The 23,309-nt window shown below is 62.7% G+C and carries 16 protein-coding genes; 10 read left to right on the top strand and 6 right to left on the bottom strand.

Annotation, left to right across the window (positions count from 1 at the left end):
• Window positions 1–3 precede the first annotated feature (3 nt).
• The 8 genes from MJQ68_RS09180 (at window position 4) to MJQ68_RS09145 (ending at window position 12,549) form a co-directional block, all read left to right on the top strand.
• Window positions 4–1,608, top strand: a complete 1,605-nt coding sequence (locus MJQ68_RS09180) for a RagB/SusD family nutrient uptake outer membrane protein (protein WP_238750756.1) — start codon at window positions 4–6, stop codon at window positions 1,606–1,608.
• A gap of 399 nt (window positions 1,609–2,007) precedes the next feature.
• Window positions 2,008–5,391 carry a glucoamylase family protein gene (locus tag MJQ68_RS09175; RefSeq protein WP_238750755.1) on the top strand — a complete coding sequence of 1,128 codons (3,384 nt, stop codon included), beginning with the start codon at window positions 2,008–2,010 and terminating at the stop codon, window positions 5,389–5,391.
• Between the two features lie 92 nt (window positions 5,392–5,483).
• Window positions 5,484–8,180, top strand: coding sequence for a two-component regulator propeller domain-containing protein (locus MJQ68_RS09170; RefSeq protein WP_238750754.1), 2,697 nt, complete (start codon window positions 5,484–5,486; stop codon window positions 8,178–8,180).
• Between the two features lie 49 nt (window positions 8,181–8,229).
• The gene (locus MJQ68_RS09165; protein WP_238750753.1) at window positions 8,230–9,102 is read left to right on the top strand and encodes a S1/P1 nuclease; all 873 of its coding nucleotides are present in this window, start codon (window positions 8,230–8,232) and stop codon (window positions 9,100–9,102) included.
• A gap of 131 nt (window positions 9,103–9,233) precedes the next feature.
• Window positions 9,234–10,100: a universal stress protein gene (locus tag MJQ68_RS09160; protein WP_238750752.1), complete on the top strand. Its 867-nt coding sequence runs from the start codon at window positions 9,234–9,236 to the stop codon at window positions 10,098–10,100.
• Between the two features lie 4 nt (window positions 10,101–10,104).
• On the top strand, window positions 10,105–10,914 hold the full coding sequence (locus MJQ68_RS09155) for a universal stress protein (RefSeq protein ID WP_238750750.1): 810 nt from the start codon (window positions 10,105–10,107) through the stop codon (window positions 10,912–10,914).
• 12 nt (window positions 10,915–10,926) lie between these two features.
• The gene (locus tag MJQ68_RS09150; protein ID WP_238750749.1) at window positions 10,927–11,676 is read left to right on the top strand and encodes a hypothetical protein; all 750 of its coding nucleotides are present in this window, start codon (window positions 10,927–10,929) and stop codon (window positions 11,674–11,676) included.
• A 12-nt stretch (window positions 11,677–11,688) separates the two neighbouring features.
• A complete protein-coding gene (locus MJQ68_RS09145; RefSeq protein WP_238750747.1) occupies window positions 11,689–12,549 on the top strand; it encodes a universal stress protein in 861 nt (286 codons plus the stop codon).
• 50 nt (window positions 12,550–12,599) lie between these two features.
• On the opposite strand, the gene MJQ68_RS09140 is transcribed toward MJQ68_RS09145, so the two are convergent.
• The 4 genes from MJQ68_RS09140 to MJQ68_RS09125 all read right to left on the bottom strand — a co-directional run bounded on the left by MJQ68_RS09140 (window position 12,600) and on the right by MJQ68_RS09125 (window position 19,192).
• Window positions 12,600–15,275, bottom strand: a complete 2,676-nt coding sequence (locus tag MJQ68_RS09140) for a cation-translocating P-type ATPase (protein WP_238750746.1) — start codon at window positions 15,273–15,275, stop codon at window positions 12,600–12,602.
• Between the two features lie 61 nt (window positions 15,276–15,336).
• Window positions 15,337–15,906 (bottom strand): hypothetical protein, encoded by a 570-nt coding sequence (locus tag MJQ68_RS09135; RefSeq protein ID WP_238750745.1) that lies wholly within the window; start codon window positions 15,904–15,906, stop codon window positions 15,337–15,339.
• Complete coding sequence (locus MJQ68_RS09130) at window positions 15,903–18,278, bottom strand: phosphoketolase family protein (protein WP_238750744.1); 2,376 nt, start codon at window positions 18,276–18,278, stop codon at window positions 15,903–15,905. The genes MJQ68_RS09135 and MJQ68_RS09130 overlap by 4 nt, the downstream gene beginning before the upstream one ends.
• Window positions 18,279–18,283: 5 nt before the next feature.
• Complete coding sequence (locus MJQ68_RS09125; protein WP_238750743.1) at window positions 18,284–19,192, bottom strand: universal stress protein; 909 nt, start codon at window positions 19,190–19,192, stop codon at window positions 18,284–18,286.
• A gap of 146 nt (window positions 19,193–19,338) precedes the next feature.
• Here MJQ68_RS09125 and MJQ68_RS09120 point away from each other — a divergent pair, with 146 nt between their 5' ends.
• A complete protein-coding gene (locus MJQ68_RS09120) occupies window positions 19,339–20,247 on the top strand; it encodes a universal stress protein (protein WP_238750742.1) in 909 nt (302 codons plus the stop codon).
• A complete protein-coding gene (locus MJQ68_RS09115) occupies window positions 20,244–21,014 on the top strand; it encodes a hypothetical protein (protein WP_238750741.1) in 771 nt (256 codons plus the stop codon). The genes MJQ68_RS09120 and MJQ68_RS09115 overlap by 4 nt, the downstream gene beginning before the upstream one ends.
• Window positions 21,015–21,025: 11 nt before the next feature.
• On the opposite strand, the gene MJQ68_RS09110 is transcribed toward MJQ68_RS09115, so the two are convergent.
• Window positions 21,026–22,099 (bottom strand): response regulator, encoded by a 1,074-nt coding sequence (locus tag MJQ68_RS09110; RefSeq protein WP_238750739.1) that lies wholly within the window; start codon window positions 22,097–22,099, stop codon window positions 21,026–21,028.
• A gap of 3 nt (window positions 22,100–22,102) precedes the next feature.
• Window positions 22,103–23,308 carry a PAS domain-containing sensor histidine kinase gene (locus MJQ68_RS09105; RefSeq protein ID WP_238750738.1) on the bottom strand — a complete coding sequence of 402 codons (1,206 nt, stop codon included), beginning with the start codon at window positions 23,306–23,308 and terminating at the stop codon, window positions 22,103–22,105.
• Window position 23,309 lies beyond the last annotated feature (1 nt).

Below are 23,309 nucleotides of genomic sequence, written 5' to 3'. Positions count from 1 at the left end.
GCCATGCCTAATCCAACTACCTGTCTCGCGCTTCTTTTGCTGAGCCTTGCGGCCCTGTCCTGTAATGACTTCCTGGACGAAACGCCGCGGGACGAGATCAGCCTCAACCAGTTCTTCACCGAACCTGCGCACGCGCAAAACGCCGTCAACGCCCTGTACCGCGACGGTGCGCCGGCGATGTACATGAACGGCGGGGTGTACTCCGGCCGGCAGATCATGTACGAGGCCTACCTGTCGGGCTTTTTCGACAACGAGTACAAGGGGCAGGAGCCCTTCATCCAGTTTGCGCAGCAGCTCAGCGTGAACGCGATCAACTCCGACGGATTCCTGAACGGGCTGTGGTCGCAGATGTACCGCGCCATCGGCCGGGCCAACAATGCCATCAAATACATCCCCACTACCCCGGGTCTGTCGCAGGCCGAAAACGACCGTCTGCTCGGTGAGGCGCGCTTCTTCCGGGCCTGGGCCTACTTCACGCTGGTGCGTTACTTCGGCGACGTGCCGCTGATCGTGGAGCCCTACGAGTCGCTGAACGACATCTACCGCAGCCGCGACCCGGTCGCTGACGTGTATACCCAGATCGTGGCCGACCTGGACTTTGCCGTCAACGATGCGGGACTGGCCACCACCAATATGGTAGACAACGGCTACCGGGTCACCCGGGCCGCCGCGGCTACCCTGCTAGCCGACGTACAGCTGACCCGCAGCGGCTTTCCGGTGCAGAACGATAGTTACGCCGCCGCCGCTACCGCCGCCCGCCGGGTCATCAACGGGGGGAGCCACTCGCTGGCCGAGCACAGCTACACCGCCGGCGGCGAGCTAGACCTGGACAATAGTGCCTACAACAAGCTGCGCCGGCAGGAGGCGCTGACCACCGAGTTCATCTACCCCATCGAGTTTACGATCGGCATCAGTAATTCCGGCTACCCGGAGTACAGCTACCCCGTGCCGCTGACCCGGGGCACTACCAGCGACGGCGAGATCCAGTTCGTGATCAACAACGGGGCGTACCAGCCGCGCGATGAGTTCATCCGCGGCTACGACCCGGACGAGGACCTGCGCATTCAGAACCGCCAGTTTTTTCACTTCCAACTTACGGACGCGCAGGGCCAGGAGGTCGACTTCCAGTACACGCCCTACATCTGGCACGATGACGTGGCGGTATTCGAATCGGCCATCTCCGAGCTGGAGGTCAAGGCCTACGGCTACGCCGAGGTGCTCCTGATCGCCGCTGAGGCGATTGCTCGCTCTGAGGGTGTGACCGCCGAGGCCGTGGATTACCTCACCCAGGTCAGGAGCCGTGCGTACTACCGACAGTCGGCGGATGAGATCAGTGGCGCGCTGTCTGGCCTGTCGGTCGATGCCTTCGTCGAGGAGGTCTGGAAGGAGCGCTTCCGCGAGCTCGTCTTCGACTTCAAGCTGTGGTTCGACATGGTGCGCACGCGTACCTATCCGGAGACGAGCGCGGGTGGGGAGATCGACTTCGTGCCGCTCATAGGACACAAGAATACCTGGGGGCAGACCTTCGAGGCGAAGCACCTGCTGCTCCCCCTGCCGCAGCAGGAGTTGCAGCGCAACGCGGAGTTGGTGCAGAATGATGGGTACTGAGTGTAATGGATGTACCGGCCGGAGGAGCGGTTGAGCTTCACTGAATTCATCGCCTATGTAATTACGCATACCCGCGACCGGGAGGATGGGTGGGCCGGCGATGTCCCGCGCGGTAGATGCAAGAATCCGTCGGCTACCGCGAGTTGATCTACACTACTGTTTACGACCGCACGGACCGCGAAAGTGGACTGGCAAGCTGACCGGTACGACCCCCGGCAGCGGCCGATCGGTGGTGGGCTTTTCCATGGATAGCGTGCTGAAGGCCCTGTAATTGCTTGATATTCGGGTAGTGATGTGGTCGTGACGAGGTGAATTTCTTGGCATTCCGTAGCCGATCGACTCAACTTTGGGGGTATTGCGCAGCGTGCTGCCTTCCACATAAGATAAAGTCGATAACACATGTACAGTTTTCTACGCTACTCGTATCATACCCTACCGCTGCTGCTGCTGTTGCTGCTGGCCGGACAGACGCTCACCGCTCAGGTGAGACCGGTCAACGACCTGACCGCCGTCGGCTACGACCACCACATCGAGGTGCGGTGGAAAAAGGACGGCGTCGGAAATGCCGACAGCGTACGCGTCTACGGAGCAACGGATGGTGGTGCGTTCACCCTGCGAGGTACCGTAAGCAACCGGGGCTTTGATGCGGACCATCGGTTCGTAGACTTCCTGGGTGATTTTGGTATTACCGGCCGGTACTACGTCCAGACCATTACTAAAGGCGGGAAGACCGGTAAGCCTTCGCGCGTTGTGACGGCTACGACCCGGGAGATGAGTGATGAGGAACTGCTGACGATGGTGCAGGAGTACACCCTGCGGTACTTCACCGATTTTGCCGACCCGGCTTCCGGCCTAGCCCGGGAGCGCAACGTGCCGAGCCCAGTCACTACCGGCGGTACTGGTTTTGGAGTGATGGCAATGATTGTAGGCAGCGAGCGCGGCTTCATTACCCGGGAGGCTGCCTTTAAGCAAACCAATAAGATCGTCAATTTTTTAAAGAAGGCGCCTACCTTCAAGGGGGCTTTTTCTCACTGGTTAGATGGAGATACCGGTGCCGTCGTACCGTTCAGTCCGAAGGACGACGGTGGCGACCTGGTCGAAACCGCCTTCCTGATGCAGGGGCTACTGACGGCCCGGCAGTACTTCAATCGTCATACGAAAGAGGAGACGGAACTACGTGACAAGATTAACCGACTCTGGGAGGCCGTAGACTGGAACGGCTACCGCAAGCCCGGCGACGAAGGTGTATTGTACTGGCACTACTCCGATAATTTCGATTTTCAGATGGACCTGCCTCTGCGCGGCTTCAACGAGGCGCAGATCGTTTACATCCTGGCCGCCGCCGCACCTAACCCCGCTCACCGAATTCCCGCCGCTCTCTACCACAGCGGATGGGCCGATACCGCTAACGTCACCCCCGCACCGTACGAGACCGATGCCTGCTTTTATGGCATCCCCCTTCTAGTGGGCGAGGGCAAGGGTGGGCCGCTCTTCTTCAGCCACTACAGCTACTTAGGCTTCGACCCCCGCGGAAAACGCGATCGCTACGTCAATTACTTCGAGCGGAACACCAACCAGACCCTGATCAACTACCGCCACGCCCTCGATAACCCCTATGGCCACGAAGGCTATGGTACCGATGCCTGGGGACTGACCGCCAGCGACGACCCCCTGGTCGGCTACCTAGCCCATGCCCCGGACAGCGACTTTACCGATAACGGTACCCTTACGCCCACCGCCGCGCTGAGCAGTATACCCTATACCCCGGAGCAAAGTATGGCCGCGCTTAAGCACTTCTACCGGGATCTGGGGGAAGACCTCTGGGGCTCGTACGGCTTCTACGACGCCTTTAACCCCCGGGAGGATTGGTATGCTGACAGCTACCTCGCCATCGACCAGGGGCCCATTGTCGATATGATCGAAAACTACCGCAGCGGAATGCTCTGGGAACTGTTTATGTCCAGCCCGGAAATCGCTCCCGCCCTGGATGCGCTGGGCTTCGTACCCGATACCGATCCTACCCCCGTAACGAGCAGCCCCACCATGCTGGAAGACTTCGAAGGTGGTACCGCCGACCTGGCCTGGCAGGCATTCGATGGTAGCTATGGCGGGCCGGTGCTCAACCCCGACCGCGGTGGCGCTAACGCCAGCGAATGGGTCGGGGCCTACCAGAAGGGTGCGGGCACGGCCTATAGCCTTTTCCTGGCCCGGTCGCCGCAAGCCTTCGACCTGAGTACTAATAATCAGTTTTCCATCCAGGTAAATAGCAGCGTGCCCACGCGGCTGTTGATGAAGCTGGAGGGGGGAGGACAGTCCGTCGAGCGGAGTGTCAACCTCACCACCGGTGGCTGGCGGACCTACACCTTCGACTTCTTGGATGCAGCCTGTTATTCGGGGCTGACAGACGTCATCCTCTTCTTTGACCCGGGCGTAGCGGGCAGCAGCGATACCTACCTCTTCGATAACCTCATCTCTCGCCCAGCTGGTGAGTGCGCGGGTACTCCTGTAGACCCTACGTTTCTGGACGACTTCGAGTGCCAGCGCAACGCGATCTATACCATTGGAAGCGAATTTCTGGAGGTAGTTGGAAACCCGGACGCCACTGCTGGGTCCGGCAACCGAAGCTCTAAAGTTGGTGCCTTCGACGATCAGCCCGGTGCCTTCAATGCCCTGGTGATCGACCTGGGTAGACCCGTCGACCTCGCGGTCACTAACCAACTGTCGGTAGACCTCCGCGTACCCACATCCGGTACGGTGCTCTTCAAACTCGAAGGGGAGGCACCCGACGGAGAGCCACTGGCGCCCGTCGAGTTCTCGCGGGAAGTCTCGATCACTGACACCTGGCAGCGCTATACGGTAGATGTAAGCTCCGCCGCCGGGGTGGGGTATACGCGACTGGTGCTCTTCTTTGGAGCCGGTCAGGACAATGCGACCGTCGACACTTATCTCTTCGACAATTTGCGGTTTACCCAACCAGTCTATCAGGATGAGTGCGTCATCGATCTGGAGACTACCGAAGGCACACCGGTGTCCGGTGCCTACTTCGCCAACGGCTCATTTGACGGTACCGGCCTGGTTGTGGTTGCTAACCCGGCAAAGAATGCCGTCAACTCGAGCGATAACGTGGGCGTGTTCCAGGAGGCCGCCGAGGGGGCACAACCCTTCGCCGGCCTGGGGCTGGTACTAAACAAGCCCGTGACCGTCTCCGCCGATGACAAAACTGCCACGCTGGACGTGTGGATGCCGCAAGCCGGCACCGTCGTGCTGAAACTAGAAGGGGGAGACCGTGCACCCACCGCAACCGGCGATATTGCCGCTTCCTACACCACCCCGGGGACGTGGCAGCGATTGACGTTCGACCTCCGGCCCGCCGTTGTTGATATACAGTACCGGCGCGTCACCCTGATCCTGAACAGTACGGCGGTACCTACTACCGACCAGGTATCCTACTTTGACAACCTAGCGGTCGGTAGTAGTAGTTGCGGAGCTGCGTCAGCAGCCCGGCTCGCCCCCGCCGCTGCCCGGCCCGAGGTCGTAGCGGTGGAGGCATTGCGTGTCTATCCCAATCCCATAGGGCGTGAGCTAGTTATCGAATCGCCCATCGAGGCGGTCCGGTTCACTCTGGTTAATATGCTCGGTCAGCCCATCCAAGAGTTGAAGGTTGAGCAAGCAGGCGCAAAGATTCGCTGGGAATTGGAATCGCTGAAGGGAGGTGTTTACCTGCTTATTGCCCGGGATGGTGCCGACCAGATGGTCGGTCGAGCCACGGTAACCAAGCGGTAGGTGCGTTTGTGGGGGAGCCCGGGCAAACCGCCGATCAGGCTGTACCTTGGTTCCTCCATATGCTAGGTATGCGGCCTTGGTTTCTTCTTTTCATGCTTTCGATCACCTGCTATCCGATAGCGGCGCAAGATACCGGGGCGGCGGCGGCGTATAGTGCGCTCACCCCCCGCGTGCGGGGCTTTTCGGAGGTCGACTACGGAGGCGAGAACCAAAATTGGGACCTCACGCAGTCTCCCGACGGCGTTATGTACGTAGCCAATTCCGGGGGGGTGCTGCGGTTCGATGGCCTGAACTGGAGCATACATCAGCTTCCGGCCCGCCCTACCGTACGCACGGTGGCGTGGGCAGACGGCCGGCTCTACGTCGGTGGCTACGGAGAGTTTGGCTACTTCCCGCAGCGGGCGGGCCGGCTGGGTGCGTATGTTTCCCTGTCAGCCCGACTTCCCATCCGCGACCGCGGAGAGGAGATCTGGAACATCGTGCCGCTGGCGGATAGTACCGTGGCATTTCAATCCTTTTCTCACCTCTACTGGCTAGAGGGTGATAGCCTGCGTACCGAGCTACCCGGCAGTATCATGTTCGCCCACGGCGTGAACGACCGGCTGCTGCTACCCATCACCGGAAAGGGCATCGTGGAACGGTCGGCGAAGGGGCCGGGCACACTCCTACCCGGCAGCGATCCCAGTGGTCAGCCAATCGTCGGTCTGGCCGGCCCGGCGGATCATCTCCTGGTAGCTACGGAAGACCGCATTTATCGGTACCGTGACGGGGGGCTGCACCCGTGGTCGTCCGCGGCCGACAGCTTACTGACCGGCCAGCAGATCAACCGCCTGATCAGCTTGCGCGACGGAAGGGTGGCGGTGGGGACTATCGTTAACGGCGTCTACGTCTTCACCGCGGCGGGTGTCCTCAGTTACCAGCTCCGCTTCGGTAACGGACTGAGTAATAACACTGTACTCTCACTCTTCGAAGACCGTAGCGGCAACCTATGGGCGGGCCTTGACCGGGGCCTCGATCTAATCGCGCGGAGTGAGCCACTGCGCTTCTACCAGTCCGGAACCCACCCCATCGGGGCAGTCTACGCCGCGGCTCACTACGGGCCGTATATCTACCTCGGTACTAACCAGGGGCTCTATCGGTACGACTCCAAAGCAGCACGCTATTCCCTGGTTGCGGGTACCGCCGGTCAGGTTTGGGAACTTCGGCCGACCCCCTACGGGCTTCTGTGCGGTCATAACGACGGTACGTTCATGGTGGAAGGCGACCGGGCACGCAAGATTTCGGATCGATCGGGGGGCTGGCAGACGCTGTTCCTGCCAGGAGACAGTAGCCGTGTGCTACAGGCTACGTACACTGGACTGAGTCTGCTGGACCTCGACGGCAGGGACGCAGGTGCCGAAGTCCGTCTGGAAGGACTACTGGGGCCCATCCGATACATTGCCCTCACGGGGACGCGGGAGCTGCTGGCCCTGCACGGCGCACGGGGGGCGTTCCGGATCGCCCTATCCGATGACTGGCGCCGAATAAGCCATATCGATACGCTCTCTACCCCCGATCTGGTACGCCCTCAACTGGCGCGCTTCGGTGACACGCTACTGGTACAAACCGATGAGGGCGTATTTCACTATCTCGATGGCCGCCTAAACCGGCTTGTCACCTTCCGGGGCGTACCCTTACCGCCGACCACCTACGTACTACCAGGTGAGGTGGAGTGGTTCGTACTGAGACCGGACCGGATTACCGTATACCGGGGTAGGCAACAGTTGGCCGCTTACGCGCTACGTCTGCGGCGTAGCTATCCGTACCTGACGGTGGTCGACGATAGTACGTACCTCCTCGGACTCGAGGATGGGTTCGCCACTTACCGACCGGAGGCAGTAGCGGACCCATCCCTACCGATGTACCTCAGTGTGGAGACCGGGGACGGTCGAGACAGCGAAGGTGGTCGACTGGTGCTTCCGTACCGGGAAAACGACGTCCGGTTTGCCTATGCGCTACCGGCCCTGGACCGTGAGGTGCACTATCGATCCCGCCTGCTGGGCTTCAGCAACGAGTGGTCGGAATGGTCGGTTCTGGGGGTACGGGAGTTTACGAATATTCCCGAAGGAAACTACCGCTACGAAGTAGAAGCCGATTGGTACGCCGCCGTCGCTGCACTCGACCTGCGGGTGTTACCACCCTGGTACCGTACCAGCATCGCTTACCTGATCTACACCGTCCTGCTGCTGGGACTAATATACTTCCTCTACCGGGCACACCATGAGCGGCTGGCCCGGCAGGGCCGACACCTTGAGGTGGTGAGGCAGCGACAACTGCAGCGGCAGCGGATCGAAACCCAAAACGAACAACTGGAAGCGGATAACCGTCGCAAAAGCCGTGAATTGGCCAACACCACGCTGACCCTGGCTAAGAAAAATGAAATGCTGCTCAACCTGAAAGAAGAACTAACCGGGTCAGGAGGCGCACATGCCGCCGGGGGCAACCCGCAGAAGTTGCTGCGTCTCATTAATCGCAACCTTAATAATGAGGACGACTGGGCCATCTTCGAGTCTCATTTCAACGAAGTGCATGCGGAATTCCTCCAGCAACTCAGAGAGCTCCATCCCAATTTGCCCTCCGGTGATCTGCAGCTAGCGGCCTATCTGCGCATGGATCTGAGCTCCAAAGATATTGCCCCGCTCCTGCACATTTCGGTGCGCAGCGTAGAGAATAAACGCTACCGTCTGCGTAAGCGGATGGGTCTTGCGGGAAACGTAAATCTCAATCAATACCTTCAAACCCTGTGTTAGGGTTAAGTGGCGCGGGCCTCCGCTCCGCCGCCCGCCGTACCTTCGGTCCATGCGTATGCTTCCCGCCTCCCTTGTCCCCGTCCTTCTCCTATGTTTCCTGCCCCAGTGGCTATCCGCCTGGGGCGCTAACGGTCACCGAATCGTGGCCCATATCTGCTACGAAAACTTGAACGACGGGGCCCGCCAGCGGGTCGATGCGGCGCTGGGTGACAACTACCTCTCGCAGGTGAGCACCTGGCCGGACTACATCCGCGCGGAGTCGGGCTGGGACTTTACCCACCCCTGGCACTACATGACCGTACAGCCCGGCGAGACCGTCGCCGACGTAGCCCGCACTACCGCCGCGGACGACGAGATCAACGATATCCACGAGGCCATCACCTTCATGACCGACATCCTGAACGGACAGGCCGCGGCCCGCCAGCGTATGACGCAGCTGATGGAGGAACACCGGGTAGAGCCGCTGGCCGGCTCCCTGGACGCTACGGCCCTGGCCTTCCTCATCCACTTCGTAGCCGATGTGCATATGCCGCTACACGTGGGCAAGAACCGCGACCTGGGCGGTAACCGCATCACGGTACTCTACTTCGGCGACCGCTATAACCTGCACTCCGTCTGGGACACCCAGATCATCGAGCAGGAGCGGCTGAGCTTCACCGAGTTTGCCGCCTACGTGAGCATGCATACCCGCGGCCGGCAGGAGGAGTGGGCCGACGATGCACCCACGCAGTGGATGCAGGAGTCCGTCGACTACCGCGAGCTGATCTACAACACCCTCTACGACCGCACGGACCGCGAGAGCGGGCTACCGGATCTGGGCTATGATTACCAGCACGATTTCCTGCCCATCGTGGAGGAGCGGCTCGGTGCGGCCGGCTACCGGGCGGCGGCGCTGCTCAACCGGACGTTCGCGAGTAAGTAGGTAGGCAGTCGGGTGGAGACCGCAGGTGCGGTGGCACTAGCGGTGGTGTAGATCATGTATGCCCATGATGTAAGTCAGTATGACGGCTGGGTGCGAGCTCCACCTTTGTGGTGTCCTCCCAATCCACTGCAATGCGCAAGCTGCTCGTCCCCATTGATTTCTCGGTCACCTCCGCCGCCGCCCTGCGCTATGCGGTACAGTTGGCAGACGCCATCGAGTACCAACTCGAGGTCATTCACGTCTACGACGGCTTCAGCGAGACCGATCCACCAGTGATCGAGGGGCGGGGCAGCGTCACCGCCCAGCTCAGTGTACAGCGGCAGTTGGACGAGTTCGTGCGGTCCCACGTACCGGGATCCGCCGGGGTAGAAGGCCACGCATCCCAGATTGTAGGGGTGCACGCCATCATCGGCGCTCCGCCGCAAACGATCGTGCGCCTGAGCAAGGACACGGCGGTCGGGCTGATCGTCATGGGTGGGGTGGGTGCGAGTGCTCCGCCGGCCAGGCAGTTTACCTACGGCAGCGTGGCGCGTGCGGTAGCGCTGCGGGGTGAGGCCCCCGTACTGCTGATCCCCAAGGGCTACGGCGTGCCGGAGATACGCCGAATGGCCCTGGCCTTCGGTGAGCTGGCTCCCCTCAAACTGATCGCCCGGGAGGTAGAATTTCTCCGCCTGGCGCTCGGACTGTCCGTGCGCTTCGTGCACGTCAGGGACGACGATGCGCTGCGAGAGTCACACCTTAACGATGTACTCGAACGGGACAGAAAGGATACCGGCTTCCCCGACTATCCGGCTCCCCTGGACCTGCTGCGCCCCGGGGAACTGGTGGACGCGCTCTCCGAATACGTCGCCTCCCAGCAGGTGGATCTGCTGGTGCTAGGACGGCGGCAGCGCAGTTTCTTCGAGCGGCTGTTCGTAGGCTCGGAGGTGAGCCCCCTGCTGACCACCATACCCGTACCCCTACTCATCGTACCCATTGAGAACTACGCAAACTACTAGCACCATGCGCCACCTACTCGTACCTACTGACTTTAGCCAGGCCGCCGACAATGCGCTGGAATACGCCCGCCTGCTGGCTACGGAGTTCGACGCGGCCCTTACGCTGGCCTACATCCACGCCATGCCGATGGACCCCATGCGGATCGGTGAGATTAGTAGCGAACTGTACCAAGATGGTGAGGCGGCCATCGAGGAGCGGGCCAGCCGCCTGCGAGAGGGTGGTCTGGTAGTACACACCGACGTACAGCTCGGTATGCCGGCCAGCCGCCTGAAGCGCATCGTTTTCAAGCAGGGGATCGACCTGGTGGTGATGGGCTGTCAGGGAGAACACTACATGCCGGAGCAGATCTTCGGCAGCACGACGACCGAGCTGATGGACGAGGTGACCGTGCCTATCATTGCCGTACCCGCTACCTACACCCCCGCCTTTCCCCGGCACCTGATGTGGGCGGCCGACCGGCGGGCGCCGCAGCGCGCCGCTACCCTATACCCCCTCTTCGAGCTGGTCGATCACGCCACCACCGAGCTCAAGGTTTTTCATTACCAGGAGAAGAAAGAGTCTACCCTACCCAGTGCCAGGTTCAAGGAGCTGCTGGCCGAGGTACGCTACGACTATTTCTACCAGCTGGCGGATGGGGAGACGCCCGAGGGGGCGATCCGGGAGTTCGTCCGTATGACGGATGTGGACCTGGTGGCGCTGATCCACCGGCAGTCGACCTGGCTGAGCCGCATGATGATGCCCTCCTGTACCCGCAAGTCCGTGTACACCTCACCGGTGCCGGTGCTCATCCTCCAGGAGGCTCAAGCCCTATAATCTACCCCCCCTATGTTCTCCTTCCGCGTGCTCGTCCTGCTTACGGTCTTTCCAGTCTTCCTTCTGCTGCTGGGCTGTACCCCCGACCGACTACAGGATACCGCCCCGCTGGAACACCAGCTCCTAGTGGCCTGGGTAGCCCTGGAGCGCGGCGACCCGGACGTGCTGCGCGAGTACACGGCGGCCGCAGCGCGCAGCTACCAGCGGCTGCGGAGCAGCTACTCGTCTGCGGAACTAAGTCTGGCGGAACGTCAGGGGGTACGACTCATGAATCTCTGGATGCAGGGCCTGCAGCATGCCGTAGCTAACGGGGAGCCGTACCGCGCCCGTAGGCAGCTGCGCCAGCTACGCGATCAGCTCAGCGTGCTGCGGCCCGCCTACGGGGTCGATGACCCGGCCGATCTGCTCTACGCCTTCGACCGGCAGTGGGAGTGGGTAGAGGAGATCAGTCACGACCAGATGATGTGCTTGCTGGAATGGGATGAGTACCGAGATGCCTACCGCACCGCCTACCGGAGCTGGAGGCGCTTTCAGCAGCTGCCACCCGTATACGCCGAGCGTACCCTGCCGGGGCGGATGCGCAACAGCAACGCGGCCGAATACGCCGGTCTGCAGCTCAGCCGGTCCCTCGACGCCTTCGACGCCGCGCTACACGAGGCGGACCACCGCTACATGGCCGCGGCCAGCGAGGAGGTCCGTGACCACTTCATCCAGTACCTGAGCGTAGCCGTAGACTACCCCGTGGCTACGGTGAGCCTATAAATTAACCAACGCATGCAACGCATCATCGTCCCCGTAGACTTCTCGGATACCTCCGCCGCCGCCGTGCGGTTCGGCACCTACCTGGCCGAGACCATGAACCTAGACCTGAACATCGTGCACGTATTCGATACCATGCTGAGTACGTCACAGACCATCTCCAACCGGGTGCGGGAGCTGGAGAAAGAACGCATCGGCAAGCAGCTGACCGACTTCGCCCGCCGCAATGTAGAGCCGGTGCTATCCACCTTCCAGGGGCGGCTCGACCTGCTGCCGAACGTGAAGACCGCCGCCCTGGAGGGCGCGGCTGCGCAGACCATCCTCTGGGAAAGCACCAAGGAAGATGTAGCGCTCATCGTCATGGGAGGCGTAGGGGCCGGGGCGGGGCTGCACCCCCCGGGTATATTCGGGGGAGTGGCCCGCACGCTCGCGCTGCGCAGTGGCTGCCCCCTTATTCTCATCCCGAAGGAGTACGGCTACCCCCAAGTGGAACGTCTGGCTATTGCCTTCGACGGAGTAGACGATATTCGCCGGATGGCTGCCTTTAGTCGCCGTGTCATCAAAGCGCTGCACCCCGAAGTGCACTTCGTACACGTACGGGAGCAGGACCACCTCACGGAAGCGCGCCGGGACGACGAGTTTCTCGACCTGGCCTGCGGAGCCAACTTTCCCAGCTACACCTACAAATTCGATGCGCTGCCGCACGGCAAGGTCACCGAGGAGCTACTGGCCTATACGGAGCGCGAACGGATCAACCTGCTGGTGCTGGGGGGTGAGCGGCGTAGCTTCTTCGAACGGCTCTTCGAGGCCGGCCACCTGGCTCCGCTCGTCAAGCGGTGTACCGTTCCCATGCTGATCATCCCCTTCGATCGCTAGGCCCGGTAGCGGTGGTCGAGCAGTTGGTCAATCCGATCGGGGTGCGCGGGCTAGTTTGATCTGTCTGGGGTAGCTGCTGCAATTATTCGGCTGACTACCCGGATCAATAGTACGGGAAACGCGCCGATCCCTACCGCCAGAAGTAGCACCCGCCAGTCGAGTCCGCTTTCCAGCTGCATGGCCGTGCGGGTGACCGGGATCAGATAGGCCGCCAGGGTAAGTAGTAAGCAGAATACGACGGCCCCGCCCAGGTAGGGATTGCGCACGATGGGGTGGCGGAGCAGGTGCGCCCGTGGCCCGGGTAGAGACAGGACGTGCCACAGCTGCGCACTGAACAGGGCGTAAAACATCAGGTCGTTCTGCTCGGCCGGGGAGAGGGTGAATAAGCGCTGCCCGATCACTACACCTCCCAGTACGGAGCCGGCGATCGCCACGGCATACAGGGCCAGCGACCGCCACAGGGCGGGGGTCAGGATCGCCTCGCCCCGGGCCCGGGGGGGCTTTCGGAGCGCATCCGGGTCGCCCCGGGTGAAGCCCAGCGCCAGGGCGGGGAAGACATCCGTAAGTAGGTTCAGAAACAGGATCTGTACCGGCGCCAGCGGGCCGGCGAAGCCGAAGAGGAACGCGCCGCCCACTACCAGAAGCTCCCCCAGGTTGCAGCTCAGCAGGTAGACGGTGAAGAGCCGGATGTTGGCGAAGATGCCCCGCCCCTGCCGCACGGCCTCGATGACGTTGGCCAGGGAGTTATCCTGCAGGATCAGATCGGCCGCTGCCTTTGCCGCCTGCGACCCCCCTTCCCCCATCGCGATGCCGATGGCGGCCTTGCGCAGTGCCGGTGCATCGTTGACCCCGTCGCCGGCCATCGCTACGGTATAGCCCTGCTGCTGGTAGGCGTGGAGGATCTGTAGCTTCTGCGCCGGGCTCACGCGGGCAAAAATACTGGGCGCGAAGAGCGCGGCGGGCGCTGCCCGACTGCCGTCCCCCCGCAGTAAGTCCTCCACTTCGGTACCAGTCAGCACCGTCGCTGCGGAGTCGTATACCAGTCCGGTAGCCAGTGCGATACTCCGCGCCGTGGCCGCGTGATCTCCGGTAGCCATCACCAGCCGGATGCCGGCCGTGCGGAACTGCACGATCGCCTGCTTTACGTCTACCCGCGGTGGATCGTGTAGCCACAGCAGACCCAGCCAGGTCAGCTCCTGCGCCACCTCCGGCGTATCGTGCCGTCGGTAGGCCAGGGCTAGCGTTTTATGTCCGCGCTCCGCCCCCTTGGTGATCCGCGCCCGCCAGTAGGCGGGGTCGAGCACCTCCAGCTTGCCGTCAGTCCGCAGGCAGTCCGTGCACCGCTCGAGTACGGCCTCCGGTGCCCCCTTCATTCCGGTCAGGTAGGGGGGCAGTCCGTCGTCGGTCACCAGCCGGTGTACCGTGACCATGCGGCGGGTCTCGCTGGAGAAGGGTTGCTCCTGCACTAGTTCGGCCTCCGCCCGGGTAGCCGCTACCGCTACGCCTGCGGATTCGGCATACTGCAGCAGCGCCAGTTCCAGGGGGTCGCCCACCATGTGTTCCCCGTCGGCAACGGCCGTGTTGCAGCGTACGGCTACCTGCAGCAGTTGCCGTAGCCCGGGTGGTACGTGCTCCTGCCCGTTGCCCTGCTTCGGTCCACACTGAAGCACGGACTCGACCGTCAGCTTATTTTCCGTCAGGGTGCCCGTCTTGTCGATCACCAGTACCTGGGTCTCCCCCAGGGTCTCTACCGCCCGCAGCTCCTTGATGACGATCTTGTGCCGCGCCAGCCGCGCCATCCCGATGGCCAGTGTGATGGTGGCTACCACCGGCAGGCCTTCGGGGATCGCCGCTACGGCCAGGGCGATGGCGGTCTCCACTACCAGGTAGGTATCCATACCCCGGTAGGCACCCAGCCCGACCACTACGCCGGCCAGTGCCAGGGTGAGCCAGATGAGGCGGTGGGTGAGCGCGGCCAGTTTGCGCTCCAGCGGCGTGGTTTCTTCCGCTACGGTATCCATCAGGTGCAGGCCCCGGCCCAGCTCGGTCGCTATGCCCGTCTGCGTGACCAGTGCGGTACCGTAGCCCCGGGTGACGATCGTACCGGTGAAGAGCATATTGCGGCGGTCGGCCAGTGGGGTATCCCGGGGCAGGGGCTCGGTTCGTTTGGCTACCGTCCCACTCTCTCCGGTCAGGCTGCTTTCGTCTACTCCCAGGTTGGTGTGCGCTACCACCCGGGCATCCGCCGGCACCCGCTGCCCTGCCTCTACCCGGATCAGGTCGCCCGGCACCAGTTCCTCGGCCCGGCATTCCAGCAGTTGCTCCTGCCGGTACACGGTGGCCAGCGGATCTTCCAGTGCCTGCAGTCCGCGGATGGTCCGCCGGGCCTGGTAGTCCATGTAAAAGCCGATCAGTGCGTTCAGGAGTAGCACCACCAGGATGGCGTAGGCGTTGACCCGGTCGTGGTAGACAAAGGCCAGTAGCGCTCCTGCGGCCAATACGGCTACCAGGGGGCTCCAGAACTGCTGCAGGAGGAGCAGCCACCAGGCGGGGCCACTGCGCAGGGGTACCGTATTGGGCCCCACCCGGAGTAGGCGCTCCCGGGCCTCTGCCGCACTGAGCCCTTCCGGCACCGCGCTGCCCAGTAGCCTGGCTGCCTGGTCGACCGGGAGCTGGTAAGCGGTATCCGGATCGGTACCGGGGGTTAGTACGGAACGATTGTTCATGTGGCTAGGCTTACACGGGAGGGTGTAGTAGGTCGTACGGGGCGGGGCCGCGGGTGCCGGGTTATTTCGACTGTTGCCTTGCACCTGCGGCCGCGCCCTCCGGTGGAGTGGCCCACCAGAGTCGCCGGTCGACCCAGGTGACGATGTCCTCCAACTCGCCGGGCAGGGCGGAGTGGACGGAGGCCGAGGACAGACCGTCGTAATCCGGTACCCGCGCCGTGCCGGAGCCGGAGGTCGTGAGCAGGAACACCGAGTTGTCGCACTCGACGCTGCGGAGGAAGTCCGTCACCTCCGTGGGGGGTTCGCCGTACTGCCAGGTGTGCATGATCACGATGGCGTCGTAGGCGTAGCTGCCGTCGATCTCGAAGCATTTGTAGTCCGGCAGCTGGGTCACGTCGATGACGCGGATGTAGAGGGCCGCAGTGTCCAGGCGTTCAATGAGCTGGTGGGTGAGTACCCGTTTGTAAGGGCTCTCCTGGGTGGCTACGAGCAACCGTTTGTCGAGGCTGGCATCGTTGATCTCGTAGCCCTTTACTACGCCCATCGAGTAGGTATAATCGTACCAGATGGCCAGGATCACGGCCAGTGCGATGACGGAGGCGATCCAGTAGAGGTAGGTCGGGTATCTCATAAGGTGGTGGGTTGGGCAACGGAGGTCCAGCTCCAGTTGCGGATCTCGGGCATATCCACCCCGTGGGTGCGGATGTGCCGCCGGTGTTGGATGAGCTTTTCGGTCATGTGCAGGTCGAGTTCGTCGCCGGCTTCTCCCCGGTCCGGCAGGCGCTTCAGGGCGTTGCGGACCAGGTGGAAGCGGTCGATCTCGTTGAGCACCGTCATGTCGAAGGGGGTGGTGATGGTGCCTTCCTCCCGGTAGCCATGGACGTGCAAGTTAGCGTGGTTGGTCCGGCGGTAGCAGAGCCGGTGGATCAGAAAGGGATAGCCGTGGAAGGCGAAGATGATGGGCTTGTCGGTGGTAAAGAGGTCGTCGAACACATCGTCCGGCAGTCCGTGGGGGTGGACTGAGGGAGACTGTAGCTTCATCAGGTCTACGACATTGATGACCCGCACCTTCAGCTCGGGCAGGGCGGTGCGCAGGATGCTTACCGCCGCGAGGGTCTCCCGGGTGGGTACGTCGCCGCAGCAGGCCATGATCAGATCGGGCTCTACGTCGGGGGAGCAGCTGGCCCAGGGCCATACGCCGATGCCCCGGGCGCAGTGGTCGGCGGCCTGGTCGATCGTCAGCCACTGGGGGGCCTGGTACTTGCCGGCTACGACCACGTTGATGTAGTGCATACTGCGCTGGCAGTGGTCCCAGACGGAGAGCAGGCAGTTGGCATCCGGGGGCAGGTACACCCGTACTACCGAGGCTTTCTTGTTCACTACGTGATCGATGAAGCCCGGATCCTGGTGGGTGAAGCCGTTGTGGGCCTGCTGCCAGACGTGGGAGGCCAGCAGGTAGTTGAGCGAGGCGATGGGTGCGCGCCAGATCAGCTCGGCGGTGACCTTGAGCCACTTGGCATGCTGGCTCACCATCGAGTCTACGATGTGAATGAAGGCCTCGTAGCTGGTGAATAGTCCGTGACGGCCGGTGAGGAGGTAGCCCTCTAGCCAGCCCTGGCACTGGTGCTCGCTGAGCATCTCCACCACCCGGCCGTCGGGGGCTAGGTGCTCGTCGTGCATCTCCCGGCGCAGCATCCACTGTCGTTCGGTCACTTCGAACACCGGGCTCAGCCGGTTGGAAAGCAGCTCGTCGGGGGCGAAGATGCGGAAGTTGCGTGCTGCTTCGTTCTCCCGGACGATGTCGCGCAGAAACGCCCCCAGCACGTGGGTATCCGCCGCCCGTACGCCACCGGGGGTGGGTACGGCTACGCCGTACTCCCGGTAGTCGGGTATCCGCAGCGGTTTCAGGAGGCGACCCCCATTCGCGTGGGGGTTAGCGCTCATGCGGCGCGTGCCGGTAGGGGCCAGTTCGGCCAGTTCGGGCCGCAGTCGGCCGCTGCGGTCGAAGAGGTCCTGCGGTCGGTAGCTGCGCAGCCAGCCCTCCAGGTGCTCGAGCTGGTCATAGCGTGCGGGTTCTACCTGAATGGGCACCTGGTGGGCACGGAAACTGCCGGTAGACGGCTTACCATCCACCGTTACCGGGCCGGTCCAGCCCTTGGGGGTGCGCAGTACGATCATCGGCCAGGGTGGGCGGCTGGGGTCGTTGTGCGCGCGGGCGTACTGCTGGACGTCCCTTATCTGATGAATGACCAGGTCCAGGGTATCGGCCATTTTACGGTGCATGGTGTCCGGATCATGGCCCTCGACGAAGTAGGGCATGTACCCATAGCCCCGCAGCAGATCGTGGAGCTCCTGCTCGGAGATGCGGGCTAGCAGGGTCGGATTGGCAATCTTGTAGCCGTTGAGGTGGAGGATGGGCAGTACCGCGCCGTCCGTGATGGGGTTGAGGAATTTGTTGCCGTGCCAGGAGGTGGCCAGGGGGCCGGTCTCGGCCTCGCCGTCGCCGATCACGCAGGCTACGATCAGGTCGGGATTATCGAAGGCGGCACCGAAGGAGTGGCTGAGCGAATAGCCCAGTTCGCCCCCCTCGTGGATGGAGCCCGGGCACTCGGGGGAGACGTGGCTGGGGATGCCGCCGGGGTAGGAATACTGGGTGAAGAGCCGTCGGAGCCCCTCCTCGTCCTGCCCGATGGCGGGATACACCTCGGAGTAGGTACCCTCCAGGTAGGCGCAGGCTACCATGGCCTGCCCGCCGTGGCCCGGTCCGGATACGTACAGTACGTCGAGGTCGTGGGCCACGATGGCCCGGTTGAGGTGGGTGTAGATGAAGGTCTGTCCCGGTACCGTGCCCCAGTGGCCCAGTAGGGTGGGTTTGAGGTCGGTGGGGCGCAGGGGCCGGCGCAGCAGGGGGTTGTCGCGCAGGTACATCTGGCCTACGGAGAGGTAGTTGGCGGCGCGCCAGTAGGCGTCGACGGTAGCGAGTACTTGGGGGGTGCAGGGCATGGGGCTCAGGTGTTGTGTTGCTTGGTGGCGGAGGCCTCCGTGGGGTAGTCGGTGGCGACCAGGTCCCGGGCCGGGATGATGAGCAGTGGCAGGCGGGCGCGCTGTACGGCCTCTCCGGTATTGCTCCTGCGGAGGAGGCGCTCGAACCAGGGCCGGTCCGGGCGGTGCATCACCACCAGATCGCAGTGGCGCTCGGAGGCGAAGGCGAAAATGGCCCCGACGACATCCTCGGCCTTCCGGTTGGTGAAGCTGGCGCGCATACCGGTCTCGGGCCGGTCGAAGACGTCGCGCAGCAGGTCGACGTTGTAGTCCGTCACCTCCTGGTCGTCCGTACGGATGTGCAGAAATTCCAGTTTAGGCTGAAAGGGGCGCAGGGCCCGCAGCACCTTACCGGCCTGAAAGGTGCCGATGTCGTTGAGGTCGGTGGCAAAGCAGATGGACTCGATATCCTTGTACACCGTGCCGGGTGGGATGACCAGTACGGGGCAGGGGGCTCGGCTGGCGAGGTAGGAGGCGTTGGTGCCCAGGAAGTCGTCCCAGGCATCGTGGCGCCCCGCGGTGCCCATGACGATGAGTTGGTTATGTTCCTGCTCGACGTGGCGGCGGATGGCGAAGCGCAAATCACCCACCTTGACGTAGGTCGATACCCGGGGCACGTGACGCAGCGAGTCGTTGACCCGGGAGATGCCCTGCTGGAGAAAGGCATTAAGGTCACCCTGTGCTTCTTCGTGCAGTACGCTGGTGAGGGTATTGATGAAGGTGCCGTAGCCGGGGCTGGTCGTAGTGGGTGGAATGCTGTACATCAGGTCGATACTGGCGTCCAGGGCGTCGGCCAGGCGCAGGGCGTAGCAGTAGGCGGACAGGGCCACCTTGGAAAAGTCAGTGGGTACCAGGATGGAGGTGATGGTCTTCATGGACGGGATCGGTTGGTTGGTAGCCCAAAAGTGTGGGTCCGTCCTCCAGCCAGCGGTGATGCAGATCATGGTGGGAGTTGATCCTTTGCACCTGCGGCCGCGGCCCCTGAGCGCACCTTTGTAGGGTCACCAAAATCGTGTCTGCTATGTCCCGCATACTGATCCCTGTCGACTTTAGCTTAGCCTGTCATAATGCCTACCGCTTCGGCCTTCACCTGGCCGAGGAACTGACGCTCGATGTAGTGCTCACGCACTACTACAGCGGCTCCATCGATCCCCGGGGCACCCTGTACATCGGGGGGGACGGTACGATCCACGGCAGCCACCTCGAGCGGCTGCGGCAGTTTGCCTACGCTACGGCGGAAAGCCCCAGCTACCCTTCCGTAGAGCCGCCCTGTGGCGTGGAGGTCACCTATGAGGTGGAGGTGCGCATGAGCCCCGCGGCGGCCATCATCCAGCGGGCGCACCAGGCCGACATCAGTATGGTGGTCATGCCCCCCCGGAGTTCGGATGGCTTCCTGGGCAAGTGGCTCGGTAGTACGGCCACTACGGTCAGCGAAGCCTGCGACCGGCCCATCTACCTGGTGCCGCCCCACTGCCGCTACCGCCCCTTTCGCCATGTGGTGGTGGCAAACAACCACGCTACGGCCGACCCCTACCCCCTCTGGCAACTCGAGGGACTAGCCGAATACTACGCCTCGAAGGTGCACTTCGTGCACGTAGAAGTGCCGGACCGCGACCTGCCCCTACGGTTCGTCCCCTGGGAGCTGATGCACGAGCTTACGGAAGCTAAGCCCGGTGCCGACTATGCCTACGAAGTCGTCTCGGTGGAAGACAAGGACATTAGCCACGGCCTCCTGGACTACGCCGAGCGGATCGACGCCAACCTGATCGTGATCGTCAATCAGACCCGCAGCCGGTGGCAGGCCATCCTGCGCCGCACCCTCACCCAGGACCTGGCCCTGCGCAGCCGGTTTCCGCTACTCGTACTGCACAACTCTACCGCTGCGCAGGCCAAATCCACTACTCAGCAGACCGAAACACAGGCATCATGAAGCGTACGTTCCATCTCTTTCTCCTGGCCAGCCTCGGCGTACTGCTCGGCCTGCTCCCGGCCTGCACCCCCGATCAGGAAGAACGGGGCATAGCTGCCGAGCAGGCTTACGTAGACTTGCTCTACGCCCTGCAGCGGGACGATCAGGCCGGTAGCCTGGATAAGGTGAGGGCCCTCGACCACAGTATCCGACAACTGCGCAGGCAGTGGTACCGGCCGATGTCGGAGCAGGAGCTGGACGATATGCGCTACCACGTCGATCTGGCGGAGTGTGCCTATCAGGACGCCTATGCCTCGATCGAGGAAGGCGACCTGGACCAGGCCATGGTGCAGCTCGACCGGGCGGTGTACGAACTGGCGGCCGGCGACGCGGCCTCCCTGCACGAGCTTTACGTGGGGAGCATCCACGACTTCATCTCCGTATGGCTGGAGATCGACTACATCCTGCGCCACGAGGGCTGCCACTTCGACTGGCAGACCGTAGCCAACTGCGGGCGCGATGCCCGGGCGACCTGGCGGCAGGTGCGGGGTTACACGCCGGACGACTACCTGTACTACGACCGATTGGTGGATCCGCAGGCCTTCACCGCCGCACACATGGCACTGGACGCGGAGGTAGCGGCCTTCCACCGGACGCTGAAGTCGAGGGATAAGTGCCTGGTGCACGACCAGGGCAATGCGGTATCCGAGGCACTCTGGGGTCTACTGCTTCTGTTCGGCAGTCCGGAGCCACCCCCTCCGGCGGAGGAGGAGGGACATAACCTCTAGCGCCACCCTGCTTAGACCAGCAGACTACGCAGGGCGCTCGGGGCTACGATACGGATCAGCCGACCCTCCGTCTGCAGCAGCTGATCGCGCTTGAAGTCGGACAGGGCGCGGATCACGCTTTCCTTGGTGGAGCCCACCATCTGGGCGAGCTCTTCGCGGGATAGTACGATAGGCTCATCGCCGTATCGCTCGCTCAGGTCACAGAGCACCAGGGCGGTGCGGCGGCGGACACTGTCGTAGGCCTGGTTGACGAGGTGCTCGCTGTGGCGTACTACACGACCGGCCAGCACGTGCATGAGCGCCTCGGTGACGCTGCGGTCCGTATTGATGAGCGTAAGCAGACGCGCCGTAGGCAGCAGCACACACGTACAGCCTCCGGACGCCGCGGCCCGGGCGGTGTAGTGCAGGGGGCTGCGCTCCAGTACGGAGGGGATGCCGAAGAGCTCCCCGGGGCCGAGCTCGGCGATGATGTAGTCGCGGCCGTACTCGTGGGTTCGGCTCAGGTGGACGCGGCCCTCCGTCACGCGGTACACGCAGTGGGGATACTCCCCCTCCCGCACCAGGGTATCGCCGGCCCCGTAGGTGCGCTGAGTACCATATGTCGCAAAGGCCTCTTCCAGCTTACGCATACCGCGTTGGGGATCGCTGAGGTGGGGAGGGCTGGCGGCCGGGACGGACTCGGCGGCGGCCTCTGCGCTGCGCAGGGCGGCCTTTTTCAGTCGGGTGCGGACGACCTGCAGCAACTCATCCTTATAGAAGGGTTTGGTGATGTAGTCATCCGCTCCGAGGTTCATACCGCGGCGGACGTCCGCCGCCTCGGTGCGGGCGGTGATGAATACGAAGGGGATGGCAGCGGTGCGATCGTTCCCGGCCAGCAGGTTGAGCACGCCGAAGCCGTCGAGTTCGGGCATCATGATGTCACAGAGGATGATGTCCGGCAGGTGCTCGATGGCCAGCTTCGCCCCTTCCAGTCCATTAGCCGCGGTGCGGGTACGGTAGCCGTAGAGGTCGAGGATCTCCGCCAGGTTTTCCCGTACTTCCTGGTTGTCTTCGATGATTAGTACCGTAGCATGTCGATTGTCCATGGGTCAATTTGAGGAAGTGCGGGGTAGCTCGATCAGGAAGGTAGTGCCCTGGCCCAACGCACTGGTGAAGGAGACATGCCCCCCCAGCAGCTCGGCGTACTGTGCCACGATATTGAGGCCCAGACCGGTGCCCTGAATATTTTCTACATTATGCCCCCGGTAGAAGCGATCGAATACGCGAGACCGGTCTTCCTCCGCGACGCCGATACCGCGGTCGGTCACACTGATTTGTACGCTGGTGCCGAGCGTGCGACTCTGCAGGAGGATCTCGTCTTCGCCGGGAGAATACTTCGCTGCATTGGAAAGCAGGTTCGTCACGACATGCCGCAGTAGTTTGGGGTCCGTGATCAGCTGCGTATCGTCGTCTTCCACCAGGTCCAGCGTCACGTACTGACCGGGATAGAGCTGACCCTCGCTGTGCTCGATACAGGTAGATAGTAGGGCGCGTAGATCAATGCGGCGTAATTCGGGCACGATAGCGCCCTGCTCCAGGCGGCTCAGGGAAAGGAAGTCGTTGAGTACTTCGGTGAGTTGCTCTACGGCACTTTTGATGCGGTCCAGGTGGCGTGCGCGCTTATGCTGTTGGTCGGTTTCGGTATAGAGCTCGATGAGTTCGGCCGAGCTCAGGACGGTACTCAGGGGGGTCTTGAATTCATGGCTGGCCATGCTGAGAAAGCGGCTCTTCAGTTCGTTCAGTTGTCGCTCTTTATCGAGGGCTAGCTTGAGTTCGGCTTCCCGCTCATGTAGGGCGGCCGTGCGGTCCATCACCTTTTGCTCCAGGTTGCGGTTGAGGTCTTCGACGCGCTTGCGGGCCAGGTGGAACTCGCTCAGGTCGTGCAGGATGCCCGTATACAGGGTCCCTCCTTCCAGCTTGACCTCACTCACGGCTAGCCGCAGGGGGAACTCCCGGCCATCCTTACAGCGCCCGGTCACCTCCCGCCCGATACCGATGATGTGCGGCACCCGCGTCCGTTGGTAGCGCGCCAGGTACTCGTCGTGGTGCTTTCGGTCGTGCTCCGGCATCAGCATATTGACCTTCTGGCCCCGGAGCTCCCCGATCGTATACCCGAACAGCTCGCAGGCCGCCCGGTTGGCGGTTTCTATTACCCCCCGTTCCCCCATCGTGATGATACCGTCCGTGGCCATTTCGAAGAGTGCCCGTAACCGATGTTCGTCGTCTTCCTGGCTCATGGTATGTTGATTGATCAAG

This window comes from Neolewinella maritima, assembly GCF_923081025.1.
Taxonomy (GTDB): domain Bacteria; phylum Bacteroidota; class Bacteroidia; order Chitinophagales; family Saprospiraceae; genus Neolewinella; species Neolewinella maritima.
This window is presented reverse-complemented; position numbering and strand designations above follow the sequence as displayed.